The organism is Alkalimonas amylolytica (assembly GCF_900107845.1).
GTDB lineage: Bacteria > Pseudomonadota > Gammaproteobacteria > Enterobacterales > Alteromonadaceae > Alkalimonas > Alkalimonas amylolytica.
In genome coordinates this window covers 593,116-615,525 of record NZ_FNRM01000001.1, presented here as the reverse complement: position 1 = coordinate 615,525, position 22,410 = coordinate 593,116, and the positions used below count along the sequence as shown (strand labels likewise).

Annotated in this window: 24 protein-coding genes and 1 pseudogene; 10 read left to right on the top strand and 15 right to left on the bottom strand. The window is 51.8% G+C overall.

Annotated features, from left to right (window positions below):
- The first annotated feature begins 63 nt into the window (after positions 1-63).
- From BLW37_RS02790 to BLW37_RS02775, 4 genes are read left to right on the top strand one after another with little or no spacing between them, the layout of a single operon-like run.
- Complete coding sequence (locus BLW37_RS02790) at positions 64-630, top strand: diguanylate cyclase (protein ID WP_171907525.1); 567 nt, start codon at positions 64-66, stop codon at positions 628-630.
- A complete protein-coding gene (locus BLW37_RS02785) occupies positions 627-1,724 on the top strand; it encodes a beta-ketoacyl-ACP synthase III (RefSeq protein ID WP_091339081.1) in 1,098 nt (365 codons plus the stop codon). The genes BLW37_RS02790 and BLW37_RS02785 overlap by 4 nt, the downstream gene beginning before the upstream one ends.
- A 14-nt stretch (positions 1,725-1,738) precedes the next feature.
- Positions 1,739-2,431 (top strand): iron-containing redox enzyme family protein, encoded by a 693-nt coding sequence (locus BLW37_RS02780; RefSeq protein WP_091339078.1) that lies wholly within the window; start codon positions 1,739-1,741, stop codon positions 2,429-2,431.
- On the top strand, positions 2,421-3,266 hold the full coding sequence (locus tag BLW37_RS02775) for a DUF6999 family protein (protein WP_091339075.1): 846 nt from the start codon (positions 2,421-2,423) through the stop codon (positions 3,264-3,266). Before BLW37_RS02780 ends, BLW37_RS02775 begins: the two co-directional genes overlap by 11 nt.
- A gap of 16 nt (positions 3,267-3,282) precedes the next feature.
- Here BLW37_RS02775 and nagB read toward each other — a convergent pair whose 3' ends face one another.
- From nagB to BLW37_RS02715, 12 genes are all read right to left on the bottom strand, one after another.
- Entirely contained in the window at positions 3,283-4,077 is a 795-nt protein-coding gene (gene nagB, locus BLW37_RS02770) for a glucosamine-6-phosphate deaminase (protein WP_091339072.1), read from the bottom strand.
- A gap of 128 nt (positions 4,078-4,205) precedes the next feature.
- On the bottom strand, positions 4,206-5,018 hold the full coding sequence (locus BLW37_RS02765) for a copper resistance protein NlpE N-terminal domain-containing protein (protein WP_091339069.1): 813 nt from the start codon (positions 5,016-5,018) through the stop codon (positions 4,206-4,208).
- 64 nt (positions 5,019-5,082) lie between these two features.
- Positions 5,083-5,361 carry an acylphosphatase gene (locus tag BLW37_RS02760; protein WP_091339066.1) on the bottom strand — a complete coding sequence of 93 codons (279 nt, stop codon included), beginning with the start codon at positions 5,359-5,361 and terminating at the stop codon, positions 5,083-5,085.
- A 120-nt stretch (positions 5,362-5,481) separates the two neighbouring features.
- Positions 5,482-7,068 (bottom strand): bifunctional phosphoribosylaminoimidazolecarboxamide formyltransferase/IMP cyclohydrolase, encoded by a 1,587-nt coding sequence (gene purH / locus BLW37_RS02755; protein ID WP_091339064.1) that lies wholly within the window; start codon positions 7,066-7,068, stop codon positions 5,482-5,484.
- 91 nt (positions 7,069-7,159) lie between these two features.
- Positions 7,160-7,450 carry a DNA-binding transcriptional regulator Fis gene (fis, locus tag BLW37_RS02750; RefSeq protein WP_091339061.1) on the bottom strand — a complete coding sequence of 97 codons (291 nt, stop codon included), beginning with the start codon at positions 7,448-7,450 and terminating at the stop codon, positions 7,160-7,162.
- 15 nt (positions 7,451-7,465) lie between these two features.
- On the bottom strand, positions 7,466-8,437 hold the full coding sequence (gene dusB / locus BLW37_RS02745; RefSeq protein ID WP_091339057.1) for a tRNA dihydrouridine synthase DusB: 972 nt from the start codon (positions 8,435-8,437) through the stop codon (positions 7,466-7,468).
- A 256-nt stretch (positions 8,438-8,693) separates the two neighbouring features.
- Positions 8,694-10,040 carry a hypothetical protein gene (locus BLW37_RS02740; RefSeq protein ID WP_091339052.1) on the bottom strand — a complete coding sequence of 449 codons (1,347 nt, stop codon included), beginning with the start codon at positions 10,038-10,040 and terminating at the stop codon, positions 8,694-8,696.
- Between the two features lie 118 nt (positions 10,041-10,158).
- Positions 10,159-11,043 carry a 50S ribosomal protein L11 methyltransferase gene (gene prmA / locus BLW37_RS02735; RefSeq protein ID WP_091339575.1) on the bottom strand — a complete coding sequence of 295 codons (885 nt, stop codon included), beginning with the start codon at positions 11,041-11,043 and terminating at the stop codon, positions 10,159-10,161.
- Positions 11,044-11,179: 136 nt separating this feature from the next.
- Positions 11,180-12,520, bottom strand: coding sequence for an acetyl-CoA carboxylase biotin carboxylase subunit (gene accC, locus BLW37_RS02730; protein ID WP_091339049.1), 1,341 nt, complete (start codon positions 12,518-12,520; stop codon positions 11,180-11,182).
- An 18-nt stretch (positions 12,521-12,538) separates the two neighbouring features.
- Positions 12,539-12,994, bottom strand: a complete 456-nt coding sequence (gene accB, locus BLW37_RS02725) for an acetyl-CoA carboxylase biotin carboxyl carrier protein (RefSeq protein ID WP_091339046.1) — start codon at positions 12,992-12,994, stop codon at positions 12,539-12,541.
- A 19-nt stretch (positions 12,995-13,013) separates the two neighbouring features.
- Complete coding sequence (gene aroQ, locus BLW37_RS02720) at positions 13,014-13,472, bottom strand: type II 3-dehydroquinate dehydratase (protein WP_091339043.1); 459 nt, start codon at positions 13,470-13,472, stop codon at positions 13,014-13,016.
- Between the two features lie 206 nt (positions 13,473-13,678).
- Complete coding sequence (locus BLW37_RS02715) at positions 13,679-15,445, bottom strand: protein-disulfide reductase DsbD (protein ID WP_091339040.1); 1,767 nt, start codon at positions 15,443-15,445, stop codon at positions 13,679-13,681.
- A gap of 244 nt (positions 15,446-15,689) precedes the next feature.
- On the opposite strand from BLW37_RS02715, the gene BLW37_RS02705 reads away from it, so the two are divergent.
- Both BLW37_RS02705 and groL read left to right on the top strand, forming a co-directional pair.
- The gene (locus BLW37_RS02705; RefSeq protein WP_091339034.1) at positions 15,690-15,983 is read left to right on the top strand and encodes a co-chaperone GroES; all 294 of its coding nucleotides are present in this window, start codon (positions 15,690-15,692) and stop codon (positions 15,981-15,983) included.
- Between the two features lie 38 nt (positions 15,984-16,021).
- The gene (groL, locus tag BLW37_RS02700; protein ID WP_091339030.1) at positions 16,022-17,665 is read left to right on the top strand and encodes a chaperonin GroEL; all 1,644 of its coding nucleotides are present in this window, start codon (positions 16,022-16,024) and stop codon (positions 17,663-17,665) included.
- Positions 17,666-17,731: 66 nt separating this feature from the next.
- On the opposite strand, the gene BLW37_RS02695 is transcribed toward groL, so the two are convergent.
- Both BLW37_RS02695 and BLW37_RS02690 read right to left on the bottom strand, forming a co-directional pair.
- Entirely contained in the window at positions 17,732-18,067 is a 336-nt protein-coding gene (locus BLW37_RS02695) for a hypothetical protein (RefSeq protein ID WP_091339028.1), read from the bottom strand.
- A 98-nt stretch (positions 18,068-18,165) separates the two neighbouring features.
- Positions 18,166-18,684, bottom strand: coding sequence for a hypothetical protein (locus tag BLW37_RS02690; protein WP_091339025.1), 519 nt, complete (start codon positions 18,682-18,684; stop codon positions 18,166-18,168).
- A gap of 73 nt (positions 18,685-18,757) precedes the next feature.
- Between BLW37_RS02690 and BLW37_RS02685 the strand changes: the two are divergent.
- The 4 genes and pseudogenes from BLW37_RS02685 to BLW37_RS02670 form a co-directional block, all read left to right on the top strand.
- A pseudogene (locus BLW37_RS02685) lies at positions 18,758-18,880 on the top strand (HNH endonuclease); the annotation flags it as partial.
- A gap of 74 nt (positions 18,881-18,954) precedes the next feature.
- Positions 18,955-19,173: a hypothetical protein gene (locus BLW37_RS02680; protein ID WP_091339021.1), complete on the top strand. Its 219-nt coding sequence runs from the start codon at positions 18,955-18,957 to the stop codon at positions 19,171-19,173.
- A 461-nt stretch (positions 19,174-19,634) separates the two neighbouring features.
- Complete coding sequence (locus BLW37_RS02675; RefSeq protein WP_091339018.1) at positions 19,635-21,212, top strand: methyl-accepting chemotaxis protein; 1,578 nt, start codon at positions 19,635-19,637, stop codon at positions 21,210-21,212.
- A 213-nt stretch (positions 21,213-21,425) separates the two neighbouring features.
- A complete protein-coding gene (locus BLW37_RS02670) occupies positions 21,426-21,989 on the top strand; it encodes a DUF3016 domain-containing protein (RefSeq protein ID WP_245785582.1) in 564 nt (187 codons plus the stop codon).
- Between the two features lie 45 nt (positions 21,990-22,034).
- Here the strand turns inward: BLW37_RS02670 and BLW37_RS02665 are convergent, their stop codons facing one another.
- Positions 22,035-22,346, bottom strand: coding sequence for a prephenate dehydrogenase (locus BLW37_RS02665; RefSeq protein ID WP_091339016.1), 312 nt, complete (start codon positions 22,344-22,346; stop codon positions 22,035-22,037).
- Positions 22,347-22,410 lie beyond the last annotated feature (64 nt).

Genomic DNA, 22,410 nt, shown 5'->3' with positions numbered 1-22,410 from the left:
CTGGGCAAGTTGTCACCTTTCATTTAGTATAAAGAAAAAAGCTATTCAAAGGATGAAGTCGCTTTGCAAACCAGTGACTTATTAATTCAGTTGATGCTCTATGTATTCCTTCCCCTATGGGGGGTTGCAGGCTTTATTGATTGGTGCTGCCATCGGGCTACCCACATTGAGCACACTTCTGGTGTGAAGGAATCGCTGGTGCATTCATTGATGGGGATCCAAATGGCGATTCCTATTTTGTTGTGCCTGTTGTTTCAGGTGAATGTGCTGATTATGTTGATTTGTCTGCTGGCCTGGTTGGCACATGAACTGGTGGCACATTACGATGTGCATTATGCAGCGCCCAGACGACACATCAGTATCTGGGAAATGCATGCCCACAATTATCTGGCCACCTTGCCGCTGTTTATGTTGTTGCTGATTATCGTGATCAACTTCCCGGTATTTATCCAACTGGTCACTCTGGACTGGCAAGGACAGTTTCAGTTCCAGCGCATGCCTTATGCCCATGGTGGGGATAGTTACTTGCTGTATTACCTTGGATTTATGCTGCTGGTGTGCGTACTGCCTTATCTGGAAGAGAACGTGCGTTGTGTCCGGGTCTATCTGCAGAAAAGGACAGCAGCGTGAGTGTGTACATCAGCAGTACCGGGCACTTTTTGCCGGGCCCGGCCATTAGCAATGACGAGATGGAGTCGATCCTCGGCTTGGTGCATGGCAAGCCAAGCCGGTTACGGCGGCGTATTTTGCAATCCAATGGCATTCAGCAACGCCACTATGCGATCGATGCAGAGCATCGCACCTTGTTTTCCAACAGTGGTATGGCTGCCAAAGCGGTTGAGAATTGCTTAGCAGACAGCTTTATCGGCAAATCACAACTTACTATGCTCAGTGCTGCGACCAGTCAGGGCGATCTGGTACTGCCTGGTTTTGGCTCTATGGTGCAGGCCGAGTTGCAGCTGGCCGATGTGGAGCTGCATACCAGTCATGGTATTTGCTCCAGCAGCATGATGGCGCTCAAAGCAGCCTATACCGGTATTCTGGCCGGTGAGCACAGTACTGCCATGGTGGTGGCCAGCGAACTGACCTCGCGGTTATTTAAAGCGCGACGGTACGAAGTGGCTGGAGCCGAGCTGGATTTTAATGCAGAGTTTTTACGCTGGATGCTGTCCGATGGCGCCGGGGCTTTGTTGCTGGAGAGTAGTCCCAGAGCAGGCAGTTTTCGCATTGATTGGATCCGGGGTTTTTCCCATGCCGATGCCTACCCGGTGTGTATGAGCGTGGGGCAGGCACCCAATGAAAATCGTAGCTGGCAAGATTACCCGAGCTACGCCGAGGCGGAGGCAGCCGGTGCTTTGTTACTCAGGCAAGATGTTCGGGTACTGGATGCTATTGTGCAGCTGGGGGTCGATGGTTACTTGCGACTTATTGCTGAAGGCCTTATTCAGCCTGAACGTGTTGATCACGTGCTCTGTCATTATTCATCGCATTACTTCAAAAGTAAGATTTTTGACATGATGCAACAAGCCGGAGTGGGGTTGGCGGAAGAGAAGTGGTACAGCAACCTGTACCACAGAGGCAATACGGGTTGTGCTTCAATCTTTATTATGCTGGATGAATTCAGACGAACTCAGAGCTATCAGCCGGGTGATACTATTTTGTGCATGGTGCCAGAAAGCGGCCGCTTTAATACGGTCTATATGCAGTTAACCGTGATGGATTGAACAAGGAGAGCCGGATGTCGGAAGCCATTAAGAGTGAGGTTGCCCAACAAGGTTTGCAGGCCCTGATGCGTGTTTGGTTTGATTTCGAGCGTCAGCTCGGGCGTATCCCTTTGTTGCAGCGCCTGCAACGTGGCCAGTTCTCGCTGGACGATTACCAAAAGTTGTTGCTGCATTGGCGTCAGCAAGTGATTGAGGGTTCGCGCTGGATCAGTCGTTGCGCCTCCAGCTTTGATCGCGAATACAGCGATGTACGCTCTGCCATTATCGGCCATGCCCGCGATGAGCACCGGGATTATGAAATGCTGGAGCAGGATTTTGTCGCCGCAGGCGGCCAGCTGGCGGCCATTCATGCAGCCACCAGAGCGGCTAACATCGGCTCGGAAGCCTTGCATGGCTTTATTATGTATCGGGCCAGTCAGCCGAATCCGGTCGATTTAGTCGGTGCCATGTGGATTATTGAAGGCTTGGGTCAGAAAATGGCCTCCAGTTGGGCCGGGCAAATCGAACAGGCCACCGGCTGTGATAGCAACTGTACCCGCTTTATGCGCTACCACGGCTCGCAGGACGAGCACCATATGCAGGAGCTGTATCAGCTGTTGGATCGGGTATGCAGCACGCCAGAGCAATTGGCGGCCATTGTCCGCACGGCTAAAGTTGTTGCCAGGCTGTATTGCCTGCAATTGGAAGAGGTGGAACATGGCCAGTAAACCCAGCGCCTATTTGCAAGCCATTGCCCGTGATAACTCACTGCCTATTGAGCAGACTGCGCTGGATTTATGGTTAAAAGATTTGCAAAATCCGCTGCGCTGGGGCATCCGGCCCTTGCTGCAGTTTGTGTTTGCCATCCTGTTGCACCTGATTTGGTTTTTTAAGCGCTTGCCGCTGCCTCAGTTCAGTGCGCACCAGAGTTTGCAGCGGCTGATTTGTTGGTTTTGCCGCCATTTTGTCAGTAAAGAAGCCAATTTGTTGATCCTACGCCACTATGCCACCGAATCCAATGTGCTGAACTTTCTGGCCGCCAACAGCCCGGTTGAGGATTACCAGCCGGTGCAGCTCTATCCGAAAAGCATCGATGATATGCGGGATGCCAGTTTTGTCGAGCATGATCAGCAATTGTTTCGTTTGTTCGCAGAGCTTGGTGCCTGGCACCATCCAGCCAAGCCCTTGCCGGTGGAACAACTGAGCTGGCAGCACTGGCAGCCAGTGCAAATGGCGGACTTTGAATTTGCAGAGAAGTGGACACAGTGGCTGGATTTTGAAAGCGCGCATGCACTTTTTATGTGTTTATTTTGCCTGCTGCTCACGCGGGAACAATACCGTGATGCCATCAATGGCTTTAATCTGGATCAGTCCATCGCATTGCGTATCGGTGATCTGGTTGGTAACCCCAAGCTAGCCGAGATGGCTTACAACAAGCATCCGCATTATCTGGTGGGCCCTTGGAATCTCAGCCAGCGTTTTTTGATGCATGGTTTTTTTACCGAGCAACTCTATGCCTATTTAGAAGGCGTCCGCTTAAGCACCACAACTGACACTGCCTGAGCCATCAGGCGGTGTGTTAGCTTTTCCCCAACCGCTGCAGCAGCAACTGATTCTCCCGCTCGATATGATGGTAAAAGGCGAGATCGTTTAGCTTGCTGGCAGCCGCTTCATCCAGCACCACCACCGCATGCTGATGCAGTTGCAGGGCGGAGGCCGGGCAGGCCGCGCTAAGTGGCCCTTCCACCATGGCTTTGACGGCATCGGCTTTGGCCTCACCGGTTGCCAGCAGCAGCACTTTGCGGGCATCTAAGATGGTGCCGATGCCCATGGTAATGGACAAATGCGGCTGGTACTCGCCCTCGGTAAAAAAGCGGGCGTTGTCTTTGATGGTGGCCTGGGTCAGGGTTTTTACCCGGGTGCGCGAGCGCAGGCCAGAAGAGGGCTCGTTAAAGCCAATATGACCATTACGGCCAATACCAAGCAACTGCAAGTCGATACCGCCAGCCGCTGCAATCCTGGCTTCGTAGTCGTGACAAGCAGCGATGGGATCGGCGGCATCGCCTGCGGGCACATGAGTTTGTTCTGGCTGGATATCAATCAGTGCAAACAACTGCTGCTGCATAAAGTAATGGTAGCTTTGCGGGTGCTCGGGCGACAGACCTAAGTATTCATCCAGGTTAAAACTGGTTGCCTTAGCAAAACTCAGTTTGCCAGCCTGATAGCGTGCAATCAGCTTTTGATACAGTGCAACCGGGGTCGAGCCTGTAGCCAACCCCAGCACCGCGTCGGGTTTTTTACTCAGCAAGCGACTGAACTGGTCGGCACCGTACTCAGCAACAGCATCAGCACTAGGCTGGATCACAATCTGCATAACAGGCTTCCTGTGTTGTTTACAGCATAACCACCTGGCAAACAGGTGGTGGAATTTTATGCTGCTAACATAGCAGAATTAAGGGTAAATGACAACGTTGTCATTTACCCTTCCCAAGGCAAAACAGCTTATTTCCCGGCAGGGCCTGCGGCGGTAAAGCGCGCCAGTGGCGCCATCCTGGCTCGGTTTAGCGTCAGGCTGTCGTCGGTCAGGTTAAAGTTATCAAAGCTTTGCAGCACTTGGGAAAACTCCGGTTCGATGGTATCTTGCAAGCAAGCCATCTGCGTCATGCCAATACCGGACAAACGCAGCCGCATGTGCTCCATATTCAGCTCATAGCCACCAAAGAAACGATTGCATCCGGCATTGCCATGGACTCTAGGCTCCGTGCTGCTAAAGACAATATAGGCTGGGTTATCGTCTGGCAGCTGCTGGCCCATCAGTTCGGTCAGCTGCCACCTGGTACCGGCCAGTGGGCTTGCTGCCAGTTGAGCTGGTGGTGCTTTATGCAGCTTGTAATTCTCTGCCAATTCACCGGTGATGCGCTGCCCATTCATATCCAATTGCCAGAGTACGTTTTCCCCGACAAAAAACTGGTCACTGCCTGGTTGAGATCGCTCCAAACGAATAATCTGGCCACTGCTGTCCCACTCGAATGCGCCCTGCTCACGGAATAGGTGCTCGGATTTACCCAGATACCGGGTTTCTAATTGGAAATGGCCATCCTGCTGCAGCGTGAGTCTGGTTTGAATGCCTTCGCAATCGGCGCAGGGCAAAATCCCCTCGTAACGGCCGTCCCAGTCGAGCGCATTGCGGCTATTGTGGGCCTGATCCACCACAGGTGCGGTACTCGCCTCATCAGCACTGAATGGCACATTTGGTTCGGTACAACCGAGTAGCAGCATACTGGCAGCTAAAAAGCTTGCGGGTAACGATTTCATCGACTTATCCTCGAAGACTGTTATACATCTTTATTCTATGTGGCAACCCTGAATCATCCCTGAACTAGTGCCGGATCTGAAAATCCTGCCATTCGTCCGTCGGTAAGTCTTTATCGACATCAATGGCGGTAACTTCTGCCTGGGCCGGACCTTGCCAGCACCATTCCAGCAGCTGCTGCAACTGATCCGGCATGCCTTCGGCCACCACCTGCACCCGGCCATCGTCCAGGTTCTGGCAGTAGCCGGTTAAACCCAGCATCCGGGCTTGTTGCTGGGTTGATGCCCGGTAAAACACGCCTTGCACTTTGCCATGGATCAGCACTCGCCAGCGTTCGTGATGCATTCTGTTTTCCTTTGCTTGCTCTGAAAGACTTCTAGTATAGATCAGCCGGTTCGGCCGAAGTGGTGGCCGGGTAAATAAAAACGGCAGCCAGAGGCTGCCGTTGAAGAGCGGAAACAAGGGTTAGTGACGGAAGTGACGCACGCCGGTAAATACCATGGCCATGCCGTGCTCATCGGCTGCTGCAATCACTTCGGCATCGCGCATTGAGCCACCTGGCTGGATCACCGCAGTAATACCAGCGGCAGCAGCGGCATCGATACCATCGCGAAACGGGAAGAAAGCATCCGAGGCCATCACCGAGCCTTTTACTTCCAGTTTTTCATCGGCAGCTTTAATGCCCGCGATCTTGGCGCTGTATACACGGCTCATCTGGCCGGCACCTACGCCAATGGTCATGCTGTCTTTGACATACACGATGGCATTGGATTTGACGTATTTAGCTACTTTCCAACAGAACAATAAGTCACTCAGTTCCTGCTCAGTTGGCTGGCGCTTGGTCACCACTTTCAGATCGCTTTCGCTGACACTGGCCTGATCGCGGTCTTGCAGCAAAATACCGCCATTGACCTGCTTGATATCCACTGCTGGCGCTGGGGCACTGAAAGCACCGCAAACCAGCAAGCGTACATTCGGTTTGCTGCCAATCACGGCAACGGCTGCTTCACTGGCAGCAGGGGCAATGATCACTTCGACAAACTGGCGGTCGATGATGGCTTTGGCGGTAGTGTCATCCAGCTCGCGGTTAAAGGCGATGATGCCACCAAAGGCCGAGGTTGGATCGGTCTGATACGCACGTTCATAAGCAGCCAGAATGCTATCGCCAATGGCTACCCCGCATGGATTGGCGTGTTTGACGATGACACAGGCCGGCTCACTGAACTCTTTCACGCACTCCAGCGCGGCATCGGTGTCGGCGATGTTGTTGTACGACAGCGCTTTGCCTTGCAGCTGAGTGGCTGTAGCAACGGATGCTTCCTGAGCCGTTGGGTCGATATAGAATGCTGCTTGCTGGTGGCTGTTCTCGCCGTAGCGTAAATCCTGCTTCTTCACAAACTGGCTGTTGAAGGTACGTGGGAAGCGGCTGGCGGGCTCGGCCGGTGTGTCATAGGCTGGTAGCATGGTGCCAAAGTAGTTGGCAATCATGCCATCGTACTGGGCGGTGTGCTCAAAAGCCGCAATCGCCAGACTGAAACGGGTGGCATGGGTGGTGCCGCCCTGATGGGTCTTCATTTCACTCAATACGGTGGCGTAGTCACTGGCGTTGACAATGATGGTAACGTCCTTGTGGTTCTTCGCCGCAGCACGCACCATGGTTGGGCCACCGATATCGATGTTTTCAATGGCATCTTCCAGGCTGCAATCTTTATTGGCCACGGTTTTGGCAAAAGGATACAGGTTGACTGCCACCAGATCGATGGCACCAATGCCATGTTCAGCCATCACGGCTTCGTCCTGACCACGGCGTGCCAGAATGCCACCATGCACTTTCGGGTGCAGCGTCTTAACGCGGCCAGCCATGATTTCCGGGTGACCGGTGTAGTTGGAGACTTCCTGTACAGGAATGCCATGCTCAGCCAGCAGCTTGGCGGTACCGCCGGTAGAAAGGATCTCTACTTGCATCTGATGGAGGGCGCTGGCAAATTCAACAATACCGGTTTTGTCCGACACACTTAGCAGTGCACGACGAATAGGGCGATAGGTAGTCATTTTTGATTCTCTGTTGCTCAAACGGGGGCGATTAAAACGAAAAAAGCACCTTGCGGTGCTTTTAAGCAGGGGCGGTGCCCCTGCATCAGTCTCAGCTCATGCCGTACTGTTTTAATTTTTTCCGCAGGGTGCCGCGGTTAATACCCATCAGGTTGGCAGCACGGGTTTGGTTGCCACGGGTATATTTCATCACTTCTTCCAGCAGAGGACGCTCCAGCTCAGACAACACCAGGTTGTACAGATCATTGACGTCCTGACCATTCAGTTGTTGCAGGTAGTGCGCAACGGCTTTTTGAGCAGCGGTTCTCAGCGCTTGTGGTTTTTCCTGAGACTGCACATGGGCATTGGTGATAAAAGGCGAAGAAACAGTTTCATTAAACATTGCGATTCTCTTTACTTAAGTTGCTGCTAGTTGATGAAAATACATAGTTAACGCCTCCAGCTGCTGTTCAGGCAGCTCGATGGCGTTGAATTCTCGACGAAATGCACCGGCTGCATCATGCTCGGCCAGATACCAGCCAACATGTTTACGCGCGATGCGTGGCCCCAAGTGCTGGCCATAGAGCTGATGCAATCCCTGCACATGCTCTTGCAAAATAGACTCGACTTCCGAAAGCTCAGGGGGCGCTAATTCCTGCCCTGTGGCCAGGAAGTGAACCACTTCCCGGAAGATCCAAGGGCGACCCTGGGCTGCGCGGCCAATCATAATGGCGTCCGCGCCGGTGTAATCAAGCACCATTTTGGCTTTTTGTGGTGAGGTTACATCACCATTGGCAATCACCGGTAGGGTGACGGCCTGTTTGATGGCGCGAATTGTATCGTATTCTGCGTTCCCTTTGTACATACAAGCACGGGTGCGGCCATGAACCGCCAGCGCTTGTATGCCATTGGCTTCGGCAATACGGGCAATTTCCACCCCATTCTTGTGATCCGGATGCCAGCCAGTGCGAATTTTCAGTGTCACTGGCACCGACACGGCTTGGACCACGGCCTGGATGATCTGTTCCACCAATTGCGGAAATTGCAGTAGCGCAGAACCAGCCAGTTTTTTATTCACTTTCTTGGCCGGGCAGCCCATATTGATATCAATGATATCGGCACCCAGCTCAACATTGTACTGTGCGGCTTCAGCCATTTGTGCCGGATCGGCCCCGGCAATCTGCACCGAGCGGATGCCACTTTCAGTCTGATGCGTCATGCGCTTTTGTGATTTCTCACTCTGCCACACCAACGGATTGCTGGAGAGCATTTCCGACACCGCCAGGCCTGCACCAAATCGACGACACAGCTGACGAAAGGCAACGTCCGTGACACCTGCCATAGGGGCACAAATTACATTGTTCGGCAGTTGATAGGGACCGATTCGCACTTTATTCGCTCAGCTCGCACAGCTCTTACCCTCAGGGGGCGCAAGTTTACGGATTTTTGCCCGCCTTGCAAAGGCTAATATTTAAACAATTCTGAAATTTATTGCGCCCTGACGCCTTGACAAAAGCTAACTGCTTGAATTTTGGCCAACATCGGGCCAGGTCTGACATCGGGATAAAAAAGGCGCCACTCAAAGGCGGCGCCAATATCCAACACTCAGGAACGAAGGTGCAGGAAACCGGGAGGGTTAGAACCCTTTAGTGATCATGCTCATCGTGCGATGGGTCCGCGACACCCAGCCAGGTGATCAGCGCTGGCTCGAAATCCAGCGAAATGCGCTCAACCGTCAGGCTGTGTAAATCAACCACCACCAGTTGCTTTGCCACCGGATCGGTCAGGTAAATGGTTTCATTTTGCTGATTGATGGCAATGCGCGGCCGGTTGTTGTTGTCGATGGTTTCGATCAATGCCAGGCTGTCTTTCAAAGCGAAATCGGCCTCCCAATCGAACACATGCAGGGTGCCACTGCTATCCAGCACCGCATAATGCTCGCCATGAGCATCCACCGCGGAGGCAAGTCGGGTTACCTCGCTGTCGCCACGCCAATCCAGCTCACGCATGCTGCCGTGAATGGCATCAATGATCCAGATGGCCTGGCCGGCATAGCCAATCACTTCATGCTGGTGATTATGGCCACTAAAGCTGCCAATACGGCCAGTCAGGCTTTCGGCATTGGCAATTTTGCTGGCCAGAAACTGAGTGCCGCGTTGTTCCACTAACAGTACACCATCAGCACAACCGAATAGCGTGTAATCTGCAATTGAATAGCTGCCATGCAAGCGTTCGCACGGCTCATTGAAACGAATTTCAAAATCGTAATGATCGTCATGGCGGTGGTACAGCTCAACCTGGCTTGGCAAGGTGGTCGCAGTACCGGCGGCCCGGTAGGTGGTTAGCAGATAGTCGCCACGAACTTCAGCGGTACCGTGCTGGTTGATATCCAGCGTCAGGCTGGCGCCAATGCGGCCATGGGCCAGATCGTCATCGTTGAATACGAATACAGCAGCATTTTGCTGTGGATCGGCGTAACCATCGTAAAATAGTGCTGCCAGGCCTTCATGGGCCTCATAATGGGTAGGAGCCGGGCCTTCCAGTTCAAAGCTAAGCATGACTGGAGCCTGCACATAGTCGTGCATGTGATCGCCATGATCTTCCTGCCACTGACCGCCATCGAGTATCTGGGTGATGTTTTCGCTGCGTTGATTTAACAGGGCAAACCGAAAGCCCGGGCTGGCGAACAGTTGGGATACTTCGTGCTCCGTTTCCAGTTCGGCGATGATTTCATTGTCATGCAAATCGAACACATAGACATGATGGTGGTTATGGTCGTGATCATCATCATCATGATGTGGCGCAGCGGTGATGACCAAACGACCACCTTCGGTACTGTGGTGACCGTGATCATGATCGTGGTCATGGCCATGATCGTGTTGATCCTCGGCCACAGTGTTCAGATAGGTGTGGCTGTCGTTACAGCCGGTCAGCAGTAAGCCGCTGGCCAGTGCCAGGGTGGCTGCCAGAGGAAAAGAGGTTGAAGTGCGCACAGCAAATCTCCGGTGTTATGTTATGATTTGTTATAACATAACATTAAACAGCTAAAGATGGCCAGTCCCTTTCGCCTTGATTTCATGCTGCTCAACGGTGATCGGAGCTGTTTTTCCGTTAAACACTGTGCTTACGAGCGCTCAGGCGTATCCATTCGTCCTGTTCCACCACAGGATCGAATACAAAACGATCGCGGTAGGCGGCCATTACCTGCTCTGCCTGTTGTGGCAAAATACCGGACATCACCAGGCTGCCGCCAGGGCGCACGTAAGCGGCAATGATCTGATTCAGCTCGGCCAGAGGCCCTGCCAAAATATTAGCTACCACCACATCAGCGTTTAAGCTAGGTTGATCTTTGGGTAAATAGAGCTCCAGCTTATCGGCCACTGCATTGCGCTCAGCATTGGCCATGCTGGCTTGGATGGCCTGGGGGTCGATGTCGATGCCTACGACCCGTTTGGCGCCAAGCTTTAGGGCGGCAATGGCCAGAATGCCGGAGCCACAACCAAAATCGACCACGGTTTGTTCCGGCTCAATATGCGCATCCAGCCATTGCATACAAAGGGCTGTGGTGGGGTGGGTGCCGGTGCCAAAGGCAATGCCGGGGTCCAGCAGTACATTGATGGCACCTGGGTCAGGAATTGCGCGCCAGCTGGGGCAGACCCAGAGCCGCTCACCAAACTGAATGGGGTGGAAGTTATCCATCCACTCGCGCTCCCAGTCTTTGTCCTCCAGCTGTTCCAGTTTGTAGCTTAGCCCCTGCTTAAACAAAGCCGTTTGCCGCAGTTTATCCAATACTGCCTGCATGGGATGATCGGCTTCAAACAAACCCATCACGGTGGTGTCCTGCCAGTACAACACTTCGCCGGGCAGCGGTTCGTAAATGGGGGTGTCTTTGCTGTCGATAAAGGTCACGGCCTGGGCACCCCAGCCAATCAGCATGTCACTGACTTGCTCGGCATGATGTTCGGTGGTTTGAATACGAAGTTGGATCCAGGGCATGGCGGTTCTCATGGTTCAGCTGTAAAAAACGGTATTCTATCATCAGCCAGCGACAAAGCCGAAAAAAAGCAGGGTCATGAGGACATCAAAACAAAACAGGCTCCGCAGAGCCTGTTTGGAAGGGAGGTAGCCAGGTTTATAAGCCGAGCTTCTTTTCCAGATAATGAATATTGGTGCCGCCTTTGCAAAAGCCAGCATCATTCATAATATCTTTGTGCAGCGGGATATTGGTTTTAATGCCGCCAACCAGCAGTTCGCTCAGGGCATTGCGCATTTTGGCAATGGCCACATCGCGGCTATCACCATAGGTGATCAGCTTGCCAACCATCGAATCGTAATTCGGTGGTACTGTGTAATCGGCATAAATGTGCGAGTCCCAGCGGACGCCAAAACCACCCGGCGGATGGAAGCGGGTAATGGTGCCTGGCGATGGAATAAAGGTGGCTGGATCTTCGGCATTGATACGGCATTCGATGGCATGGCCACGAATCACAATGTCTTCTTGCTTGATGCTCAGCGGCAAGCCAGAAGCGATGCGCAACTGCTCTTTGATCAGATCGACACCGGTAATCATTTCAGTGACCGGATGCTCCACCTGAATGCGGGTGTTCATTTCAATAAAGAAAAACTCACCGTTTTCAAACAAGAACTCAAAGGTACCGGCGCCGCGGTAGTTCATCACCTTGCAAGCATCGACGCAGCGGCCGCCGATAAAGTCACGCAGCTCCTGAGTAATGCCAGGGGCCGGAGCCTCTTCCACCACTTTTTGGTGGCGGCGCTGCATCGAGCAGTCGCGCTCACCCAGGTGAATGGCATGGCCCTGACCATCGGCCAGAACCTGCACCTCAACATGGCGTGGGTTTTCCAGGAATTTCTCCATGTATACCATGTCGTTGCCAAAGGCAGCTTTGGCTTCGGCTTTGGTCATCTCAATGGAACTAATAAGTTCGCTTTCGGAGCGCACCACCCGCATGCCGCGACCACCGCCGCCGCCAGCAGCTTTGACAATGATCGGGTAGCCGATACGATTGGCAATGGCTTTGTTTTTGACGGCATCATCACCGACCGCACCGTCGGAACCAGGCACGCAGGGCACGCCGGCTTTTTTCATCGCCTCGATGGCTGAGACTTTATCGCCCATTAAGCGGATGGAATCCGGCCGTGGGCCAATAAAGACCAGGCCGCTTTCTTCCACTTGCTGCGCGAACTCGGCGTTTTCTGCTAAAAAGCCATAGCCTGGGTGAATGGCCTGGGCATTGGTGACTTCTGCCGCTGCGATCAGGGCCGGCACATTCAGATAACTTTTCGGTGAGGGCGCTGGGCCGATGCAGATGGTTTCATCGGCCAGCAGCACATGTTTCAGGTTACGATCGACCGTGGAGTGCACGGCGACCGTCTTGATCCCGAGCTCTTTGCAGGCACGCAGAATGCGCAGTGCAATTTCGCCCCGGTTGGCAATCAAGACTTTTTCTAACATAGGTTTGGCCTTTTTTGCTTATTCGATAATAACCAGGGGCTGGTCAAATTCCACCGGCTCGCCGTCCTGGACCAGAATTTCTTTCACCACACCGGCTTTGTCGGACTGGATCTGGTTCATCATCTTCATCGCTTCCACGATGCAGAGGGTATCGCCTACTTTCACACTCTGGCCTACCTCGATAAATGGCTTGGAGGTTGGCGAAGGCGAACGGTAGAAAGAACCAACCATGGGGGAACGTACCCGGTGGCCTGTGGTTTCTGCCGGAGCACTGGCAACGGCTGGGGCAGCCGCTGGAGCTACTGCCGGAGCAGGAGCAGCCATAGGGGCTGGTGCCGCTGCATAGTGAACCTGCTGGGGCGCTGTGCTTTGACGGCTGATGCGAACCGATTCTTCGCCTTCGGTGATTTCCAGCTCAGAAATACCGGACTCTTCAACCAGCTCGATCAGTTTCTTAATTTTTCTAATGTCCATAAAGGTTTAACCTGTCATTCTAGGTGGATGGATTGGATTGCGTAAAAGACACTGCCGCCTCAATGGCAAAGCGATAACCTTGTGGCCCAAGGCCACAGATCACGCCTTTGGCAATGTCCGAAAGATACGAGTGCTGCCGGAACGGCTCGCGGGCATGCACATTGCTCAGGTGCACTTCGATGCAGGGAATGGCCACCGCAAGCAAGGCATCGCGCAAGGCAATGCTGGTATGAGTGAAGGCGCCCGGGTTGATGACAATAAAGTCAACCTGGCCCAAACTCTGATGAATGCGATCGAGTAACTCGTGTTCGGCGTTGCTCTGGTAGTGGCTTAGTTCCACATTCAGGCCAGTGGCAAAATCCTGCAGTTGTTGCACCAGTTCGGCCAGGCTTTGCTTGCCATAGACAGAAGGCTCGCGCACGCCCAACATATTCAGGTTAGGGCCATTTAACAACAGAATCCGCGTTTTATTCACCATAAGCTGCACATTTCCTGCACGTTCACGTTAGTTCTCTGCATTATGCCTGAAGCAGCAAGAATAACCAGCTGCCTCGAACTTTATGAGTAAATAACGTGCGCTTGGTTCCGATTTAACGGCTTATTATAGTGAAATCGTGACAAATGGCAGCAAAATACTGGTCTAATCAGCAGGAAAAGACCAGTTTGTTGTCGTTAAGCGCCCCTTTAATCAAGGATGGCGGACAAGTGACGGGCAAAAGGTCGGGCTGCCATAAAGCCGGTCACACGGGATTGGGTCATTTCATTGCCATCGGCATCAAAGAACAGCAGAGTGGGCAGGCCCAGCACCTGATAGCGGTCCAATAACTGCTGATTGGCCCGGGTCATGCGGGTGACATCAATTTTCAGCAGCACCATTTGTTGCAAGTAAGGTTGGACTTGCTCGGCCGGGAAGGTCAGCAGCTCAAACTCTTTGCAGGCCACGCACCATTCCGCATACAAATCCAACAGTACCACCTGGCCATTGGCCTTGGCCTCGGCCAGCGCCTGGTCCAGTTCAGCCTGATCAGCCACCAGCCGGAACTGACCAGGGGTATGTTGCCCTGCCATCGAGGTGTTTGCGCTTTGTGGCCAAAGCAGTTGCACATTAACGAGTACGGTCAGGATCAGCAGCAACTGAGCCGGCAACCAGAGCGCGCTCCGGGCTTTTTGGTTGCTCAGTTGCTGCGACACATAATGCAGATAGAGAGCGGCAGATATGGCGAGCAGGCTACCCAGCAGCAGGGTCACCCAGCCCGGCACAAAGCGATCCAATAACCAGACCGGCACCGCCAGCAGCAAGAAACCAAAGATATTTTTTACCGCATACATCCACTGGCCGGCTTTAGGCAGCAGCTTGGCGCCCGAGCTGCCCAAGATCAGCAGTGGCAAGCCCATGCCAAGGCTAAGTACATACAGCGTAATAGCACCGCGCAGCAGATCGCCGCTTTGTGCGACGTACAGCAGGGCAGCGGTTAGTGGGGCTGTGGTGCAGGGGGAAGCAATTAGGCCGGATAAGCTGCCCATCACAAAAGCACCTTTGGCCGAGCCTCGCTGCTGTTTGTTGCTAATGGCCGCTACTTTCGCTTGCCAGGCGCTGGGTAGACTAAAATTCAGAGCGCCAAACATCGCCAGCGCCAGCAGCACAAACAACAGACTTACCAGCACCAATATCGCCGGGTGTTGCAGCATAGCCTGGAAACGCACCCCGAGGCTGGCAATTACCAGGCCAAGCAAAGCATAGGTCAGCGCCATGCCCTGCACATAGGCAAAAGACAGGGTAAAGGCTTTCTTATTGGACAGATCCTTGCCCTGGCCGACAATAATGCTGGATAAAATCGGGTACATCGGAAAGACACACGGGGTAAAAGCCAACCCCAGTCCCAGTAAAAAGAACACCCCCAGCGTCAGTAAAAAGCCGGAGCCTGCCAGGCGCTCCGCCAGGGTGTTCTGGCTGGATACTGGAGCAGACGATGAGGCGGTTGCAACGTCATTGCTGGCAGTGCTGCCGGTGACAGGGCTTAGCGGTACGGTTTTGGTGGTGGGTGGGTAGCAAAAGCCGGCTTCAGCACAGCCCTGATAACGTACCCGTAATTCAGCATCCTCCCCAATATCCGATAAGGGCAGGCGCAAAATAACCTGATGGTAGTACACATCGGTCACGCCGAAGAACTCGTCTTCAATGGTCATGGCTGCCGGGTAGCTGGGGTGTGAAAAGCTGACCGCAATGCCGGCAAATTTGAATTGCTCTTTGTACAGGTAATAGCCGTCGGCAATGGTCCAGCTGAGCAGCAGCTCATCGTCCTGTTGACGAAAATCAAACTGAAAGGCCTGGTCTACCGGTAAAAAACGTGATGACTCGCCGGTAATGGCAGCCAATACACTGTCGTTGGCCTGGGCCGGTAACAGCGCTAACCAGCACAACAACAGGCAACTGAGTAAAGCTCGTAACATCAATGGGTTCTCTTCTTCATTCCAGTCAGGCCGAACTATACGTTGCCTGGCAGGTTCTGGTCTTGCGATTGGCGATACAATACCAGTTTGTCGCCACCATTAGCAAAAACAGTGCGCAAAAAATCAACGGAGAAGAAAATTTTTTTGCGGGCCCCCTTGGATTCAGTTTTTGCTTACCCCATATACAGCGCAACCCAATTTAACAACCCATGTTAAAACGCAAACTCGCTTTAGGAGATAGAGCATGAATATTCGTCCTTTACATGACCGCGTCATCATCAAACGTCAGGAAGCTGAAACCAAATCAGCTGGTGGCATCGTTCTGACTGGCTCTGCCGCAGAGAAATCCACCCGTGGTACCGTTATCGCCGTAGGCAACGGCCGTATTCTGGATAACGGTGATGTGAAAGCACTGGATGTCAAAGTTGGCGACACTGTGATTTTCAACGATGGTTACGGCGTTAAGACGCAAAAAATTGATGGTGAAGAAGTGTTGATCGTCAGTGAGAACGATATCCTGGCTGTAGTTGAAGCCTAATCCATCATTGCACTAACTGAATTTAGAGGAAAATGAAAATGGCAGCAAAAGAAGTACGTTTTGGTGATGATGCCCGCAATAAAATGCTGAAAGGCGTCAATATTCTGGCCAATGCCGTTCGTGTCACTCTGGGTCCGAAAGGCCGCAATGTGATCCTGGATAAATCCTTCGGTTCACCGCTGATCACCAAAGATGGTGTGTCGGTCGCCAAAGAAATCGAGCTGGAAGACAAGTTCGAGAATATGGGCGCCCAGATGGTGAAAGAAGTTGCTTCTAAAGCCAACGACGAAGCCGGTGACGGTACCACCACCGCCACTGTTTTGGCACAAAGCATTATCAACGAAGGTGTGAAAGCCGTTGCCGCTGGTATGAACCCAATGGATTTAAAGCGCGGTATCGACAAAGCCGTGATTGAAGCGGTTGCAGAGCTAAAAAATCTGTCACAACCTTGTGCTGACAGTAAATCAATCGCTCAGGTCGGTACTATTTCTGCCAACTCAGATGCGGAAATCGGCCAGATCATTGCCGATGCGATGGACAAAGTCGGTAAAGAAGGCGTGATCACGGTAGAAGAAGGTCAGGCGCTGGCCAACGAGCTGGACGTGGTTGAAGGTATGCAGTTTGACCGTGGCTACCTGTCACCTTACTTCATCAACAATCAGGAAGCTGGCCAGGTTGAGCTGGAAAGCCCGTTTATCCTGAATGTGGATAAGAAAATTTCCAACATCCGTGAGTTGTTGCCGGTGCTGGAAGGCGTGGCCAAAGCAGGCAAACCATTGCTGATCATCGCAGAAGATGTGGAAGGCGAAGCCTTAGCGACTCTGGTCGTGAACAACATGCGTGGCATCGTTAAAGTAGCCGCGGTGAAAGCACCTGGTTTCGGTGACCGTCGTAAAGCCATGCTGCAGGACATTGCGGTACTGACCAATGGTACTGTGATTTCTGAAGAAATCGGTCTGGAGCTGGAAAAAGCCACACTGGAAGATTTGGGTACTGCCAAGCGTGTGGTACTGACTAAAGACAACACCACCATCATCGATGGTGCCGGTGACGAAGACGCCATTGCTGGCCGCGTCAAGCAAATCCGCCAGCAAATCGAAGAAGCGACGTCCGATTACGACAAAGAAAAACTGCAAGAGCGTCTGGCCAAACTGGCTGGCGGTGTTGCCGTAATCAAAGTCGGTGCTTCGACTGAAATTGAAATGAAAGAGAAAAAAGCCCGCGTAGAAGACGCGCTGCACGCAACCCGTGCTGCGGTGGAAGAAGGCGTGGTGCCTGGCGGTGGTGTGGCTCTGGTGCGTGTTGCAGCCAAGCTGGCTGGCCTGACGGCAGAAAACGAAGACCAGAACCACGGCATCAAAATCGCTCTGCGTGCGATGGAAGCGCCACTGCGTCAAATCGTGGCCAACGCCGGTGAAGAGCCGTCTGTGGTTGTGAACAAAGTGAAAGATGGTTCTGGCAACTACGGCTACAACGCTGCCAATGAAACCTACGGCGACATGCTGGAAATGGGTATCCTGGATCCTACCAAGGTGACCCGTTCTGCACTGCAGTTCGCTGCTTCTGTTGGTTCATTGATGATCACCACCGAAGCTATGGTGACCGAAGTACCAAAAGACGAAGCAGCTGCCCCAGATATGGGTGGCATGGGCGGAATGGGTGGCATGGGCGGCATGATGTAATGCGCTCAGACCCCGTCTGAACCCTTGAAAACCCGGCCTTCGCGCCGGGTTTTTTATTGGGACAAGTCAGTATTGGGAGCTGTTAGCCGGTAGTACAGTGATCACTTGCCAGCGGCCGGTTTCACGAATAAAAAATACAGCTTTATCACTGAGTGAAAACTCAATAGTGCTCACTTCATCGTGGCTGATGGACATTGCCGGATCGAATGGTGTTAATGCAACGACTAAGCCGTCAAATAACGGATCTGTGATGGCCTCATCAAGGGCGACTTGCTCATTTTGATAGCTTTGTGCGAATTGCAACAGTGCTTCGAAGCTGTGACTACTTTGAATGCCATGCACCACAATGGCATCGATGTCATCCTGACACTCAGAGTAGATAATGGATGCACCCGCAAACATAGAGTCTTGCTGACTGCAAAGCTGTGAGGGAATAGGTGCATGAATTGACTCGGTAACATTCAAAGTGACCATGCAAGCTAGCAATAACCCTAAAGTTTTCATAGGAACCCAGCCCTCTCAAGGCGCCTGACCATCTGAGTTTCATGATCATTTCGCCAAAAGTCAAAGCTACGAGGCTCAGACATTAACTCAAGAACGACACCAGTCACATTCGTCATGGTCTTTAACGATAAGTGGGTGGCAAAGTATTGATTTGCACGACCCAAGCTTCTTATTGCTGCACCAGCACGGCCAGGCATATTGTTGGCTCCTTGTTCAAACACTTTGCCTGCTGTCTCCATTTCGAATCCAGTTGGATCTGCGACTGCCTCCGCAATCTTATGTAGATTTTCTGCAAGGCATACAATCCTGATGTCATCCATAAGGTGGGTTCTTGTCATAATTGCCATAGCTTTGGATCGAAGTATATTACGGATAGTTCCAAGAGAAAGCTCACTATCGGAGAAAAAGTTATAAAACATGGCGATTTCAACCCGCTCCATCACCGCAGAGCTGTGATTCTCTAACAGACGACCCCTTATGTTAAGGAGTTTATTTTTTGCTTTAGATATGTTCATAAAATTAATTCCATTTAAAATATGAAATTATATGTATTGTTATATATATGTCAATGCGGGGTTCTCTAATGCCAAGGAAACGAAATGGCATATTCACCATGTCGTGGAAAAGGTAAAAGGCGAAGCGGATGAGCTGGATAACTTAGTTTTGCTGCACCCTAATTGTCATCGGCAATTGCACATTTATTCAGTGTAAACTTAAGTTTGCACTTGTCCTTTGCATGCTGTAAACTTATGGTTACAGCGATTGATTTTAAAGGGGAATAAAACATGGTGCTAACAAAAGAGCATGTTGCGGTTTTTAAGGATACTTTAGATGACTCTTTACCACCTATGGTTGGAGGCGAGTATAAGTATTTCCGTGAGTTCAGAGAGCTGACGTTAGCTGGATATCTTAAGGTAGCGAACTTCTCGTCGAGAAATGGTGAGTTTTACGGGAATGTTCAGTTAACGCTCTCTGGTCAGCATGCAATTGAATCATTACTTTAATGCGTGATGTAACTTAGCAGAAGTTCAATGGTTATTTGACCTTGTAATCTTCGTCTAATTTATGCATTAAATGCATATGATTCATTCGCTGGTCGAGACTTAGGTATTGGCTTATAAAGACTTGAGCCGTATGCGGGGAAACTCGCACGTACGGTTCTTAGGGGAGGGACAACCAGCAATGGTTGTTCCTTACCCGACATGCGCTCAGACCCCGTCTGAACCCTTGAAAACCCGGCCTTCGCGCCGGGTTTTTTATAGGTTACTTTTGGTGGTTTTTTGCCAAGCCTTGATTTGATTCATCATTCAAAAAAGTGATTTACTTAATCGATTAAATTCACTTTCAGCAATTATATTGCTCAAATATTCTGCGCCCAAGTTCAGCTATGAACCATCCAAACAGCTTGTGTTTGAGCACAGGTCTGTTTCCCATCAATGGCATTCTGCCATACTGAGTTTGTCCCATGAGAAGTAATTTACCTGTAACCAATCGTGAGGTGCACTTGAGTGATGCCTCGAATATTTTGTCCACCACCAAACCGGATAGCCGTATCACCTATGTGAACTCGGATTTTATCCAGATCAGTGGTTTTACCGAGCAAGAGCTGCTTGGACAGCCGCATAATATGGTGCGGCATCCTGATATGCCGGAAGCTGCTTTTCAGCATATGTGGTCTACCATCAAAGCCGGTAATTCCTGGATGGGCCTGGTCAAGAATCGCTGCAAGAATGGCGATCATTATTGGGTCAGTGCTTATGTCACCCCCATAGCAAAGAATGGCGAGATCACTGAAATCCAGTCGGTGCGAACCAAAGCCAGCCCAGAAGCAATAAGTCGGGCAGAGCAGAGCTATGCCGAGCTGAAATCAGGGAAAGCGGCGCCTACCAAAGCAAGGTTTTCTATCCGGACCAAGCTGTTGTTATGGGCTGCTTTTGCCTTGACCCTTGGCCAAGCGGGCAGTTTTGCTCTGAATGGCTTTTGGTTGCAACTGATTAGCAGTGTGGTACTGCCCCTGGTGCTGATCGCGGCCACAGTAAGTTACTGGTTAAGCCCTTTGAAAAAGTTGCAAGCAATGGCCAAATCTATCGCGGATAATCCGCTGAGCCAGAAACTCTATACCAATCGCATGGATGAGTTGGGCGACATTGAGTTTGCTTTACGCATGTTGCAGGCGGAGACGGGCGCTGTAGTGGGGCGTATTAATGATGCGTCTGATAAACTGACCAGGCATACCCGAAGCTCGTTGCAGCAAGTGATGGCTGGCAACAAAGCCAGTGCAGCGCAACAGAGTGAAACGGATCAAATGGCTGCTGCTGTGACACAAATGGCTGCCAGTATTCAGCAAGTGGTTACCAGTGCTCAGGTTGCAGCCAATGCTGCTGAAGAGGCGGATCAGGAAACGTCGCAAGGTGAGCATTTAGTTGAGATCACTCGTAGCTCGATCAAACAGCTGGAGCTGGAGTTAGGAAAGGCAACGCAAGTTATTCACGAGCTAGAAAAGCAAAGTATCGAAATTTCCGGAGTGCTAGAGGTGATTCAAGGCGTTGCTGAGCAAACCAATTTGCTGGCATTAAATGCTGCGATTGAGGCTGCAAGAGCTGGCGAGCAAGGCAGAGGATTTGCTGTAGTAGCCGATGAAGTCCGCAGCCTGGCAGGGCGTACGCAGCAATCGACAGCCGATATTCAGCAAATGATTGATGGCTTGCAGCTCCGTACCCGCACTGCTGTAACAGCAATGACGCAGAGCAGTACGCAGGCCAATGGCTGTGTGGGCGATGCTGAGAAAGCAGCGCTAGCATTGAGAAGTATTGGCCGAAAAGTCAATGAAATTAGCGAGATGAATGTGCAAATCGCCGCTGCAGCCGAGCAGCAGGGGGTGATGAGCAACAACATTCACCGTGGGGTGAATTGTATTCGTGATGCAGCCAATGACAATGTGGTTTTTGGTCAGAACAATCATACCAGCGTTTCGGCGGTCGCTCATTTGTCCGATGATCTTAATGAGATATCTCGACAGTTCTGGAGCAAAAGAAAGCGATAACATGATTGCTTTGTCTCGCCATCAGACCCGGCTTTGGTGCCGGGTTTTCTTTTGGCTGTTGCCTTGTCAGCTGGCACAATAAATAACAAAAAATGACAACTTAATGAATCCAATTCAGTCTATAGTCATATAAAGTTGACTAGAATTTAGTCAGGCTCGATACGTTGTGTCATCGGGCTACGCAGCTAAGCGTGCTATTAATTGGAGGCAATAATGACCACACCTATTTGGCGCAAACTAATGATGGCAGGTGCCCTGGCTGGGCTGATGAGTGCAAGCTTTCATGGTCTGGCGGAGGATGCATCCAACTTAGCCCTTACTTTCCAGGAGCCGGAGAAATTCACCGATATTCGGCCGGCCAATGAAAGCCGGGCGCGTTTTCGTGAGCGAACTCTGGCCGGCTTTGAACGAATTTTCCAGGAGTTCGCCGCTGAGTTGCCAGAAGGGTATCAGTGGCAGGTGACGGTGACAGACATTGATCTGGCGGGGGATGTCAATCCGATGTATACCCGTACGGGGCAGGACATTCGGGTAGTGAAAGATCTTTATTCACCGCGAGTAGCCTTTACCCACGTATTGCGGGATGGCTATGGCGAGCAGGTGGCAGCTGGTGATGAAAACATCCGTGATATGGGGTTTTTACAAAGCCCTCGTATGGTAGGGCCCCGGCATCAGGACCTGCGCTACGAGTACACCATGCTGAAGCGTTGGTTCGAACGCGATTTGATGCCACAAATTGAAGCACATCAGGCCAAGCTGCCTAAAGTAAGCCAGTAAATTGCATTGGTCATGCAAACGGCGAGCTTAGGCTCGCCGTTTTGCTTAGTGGTGTTTTAAAGCCTGCTGAAACTCTTGCAGGGTTTGATGCAATTGCTTTAATTGTTGTACTGCGCGTTGCAAGGTGGCGGTACTGAACTGCTGGCTCTGACGCATGGCAGCCACCAGCTCGGCAGTTTCAGCTAAGTAAGGCATAAAGCGGGCGCTTTGCACCTGAAAGCCGGCATTGGCCGGGAAAATGGCCTGATACTTTCCCTTGCCTTGTTGTTTCAGCGCGTCCAGGGCCTGATCGGCATCCAGCGCTTTGCGGTACAACTCTTTCAGGTTGGCATCCAGTTGGTCCAGCAGTTGATCCATGGTTGCGATCTCATCCTCTATAATGGGGCGGATTATGCCATAAAGCCAGGCCGCAAGCAGCAGC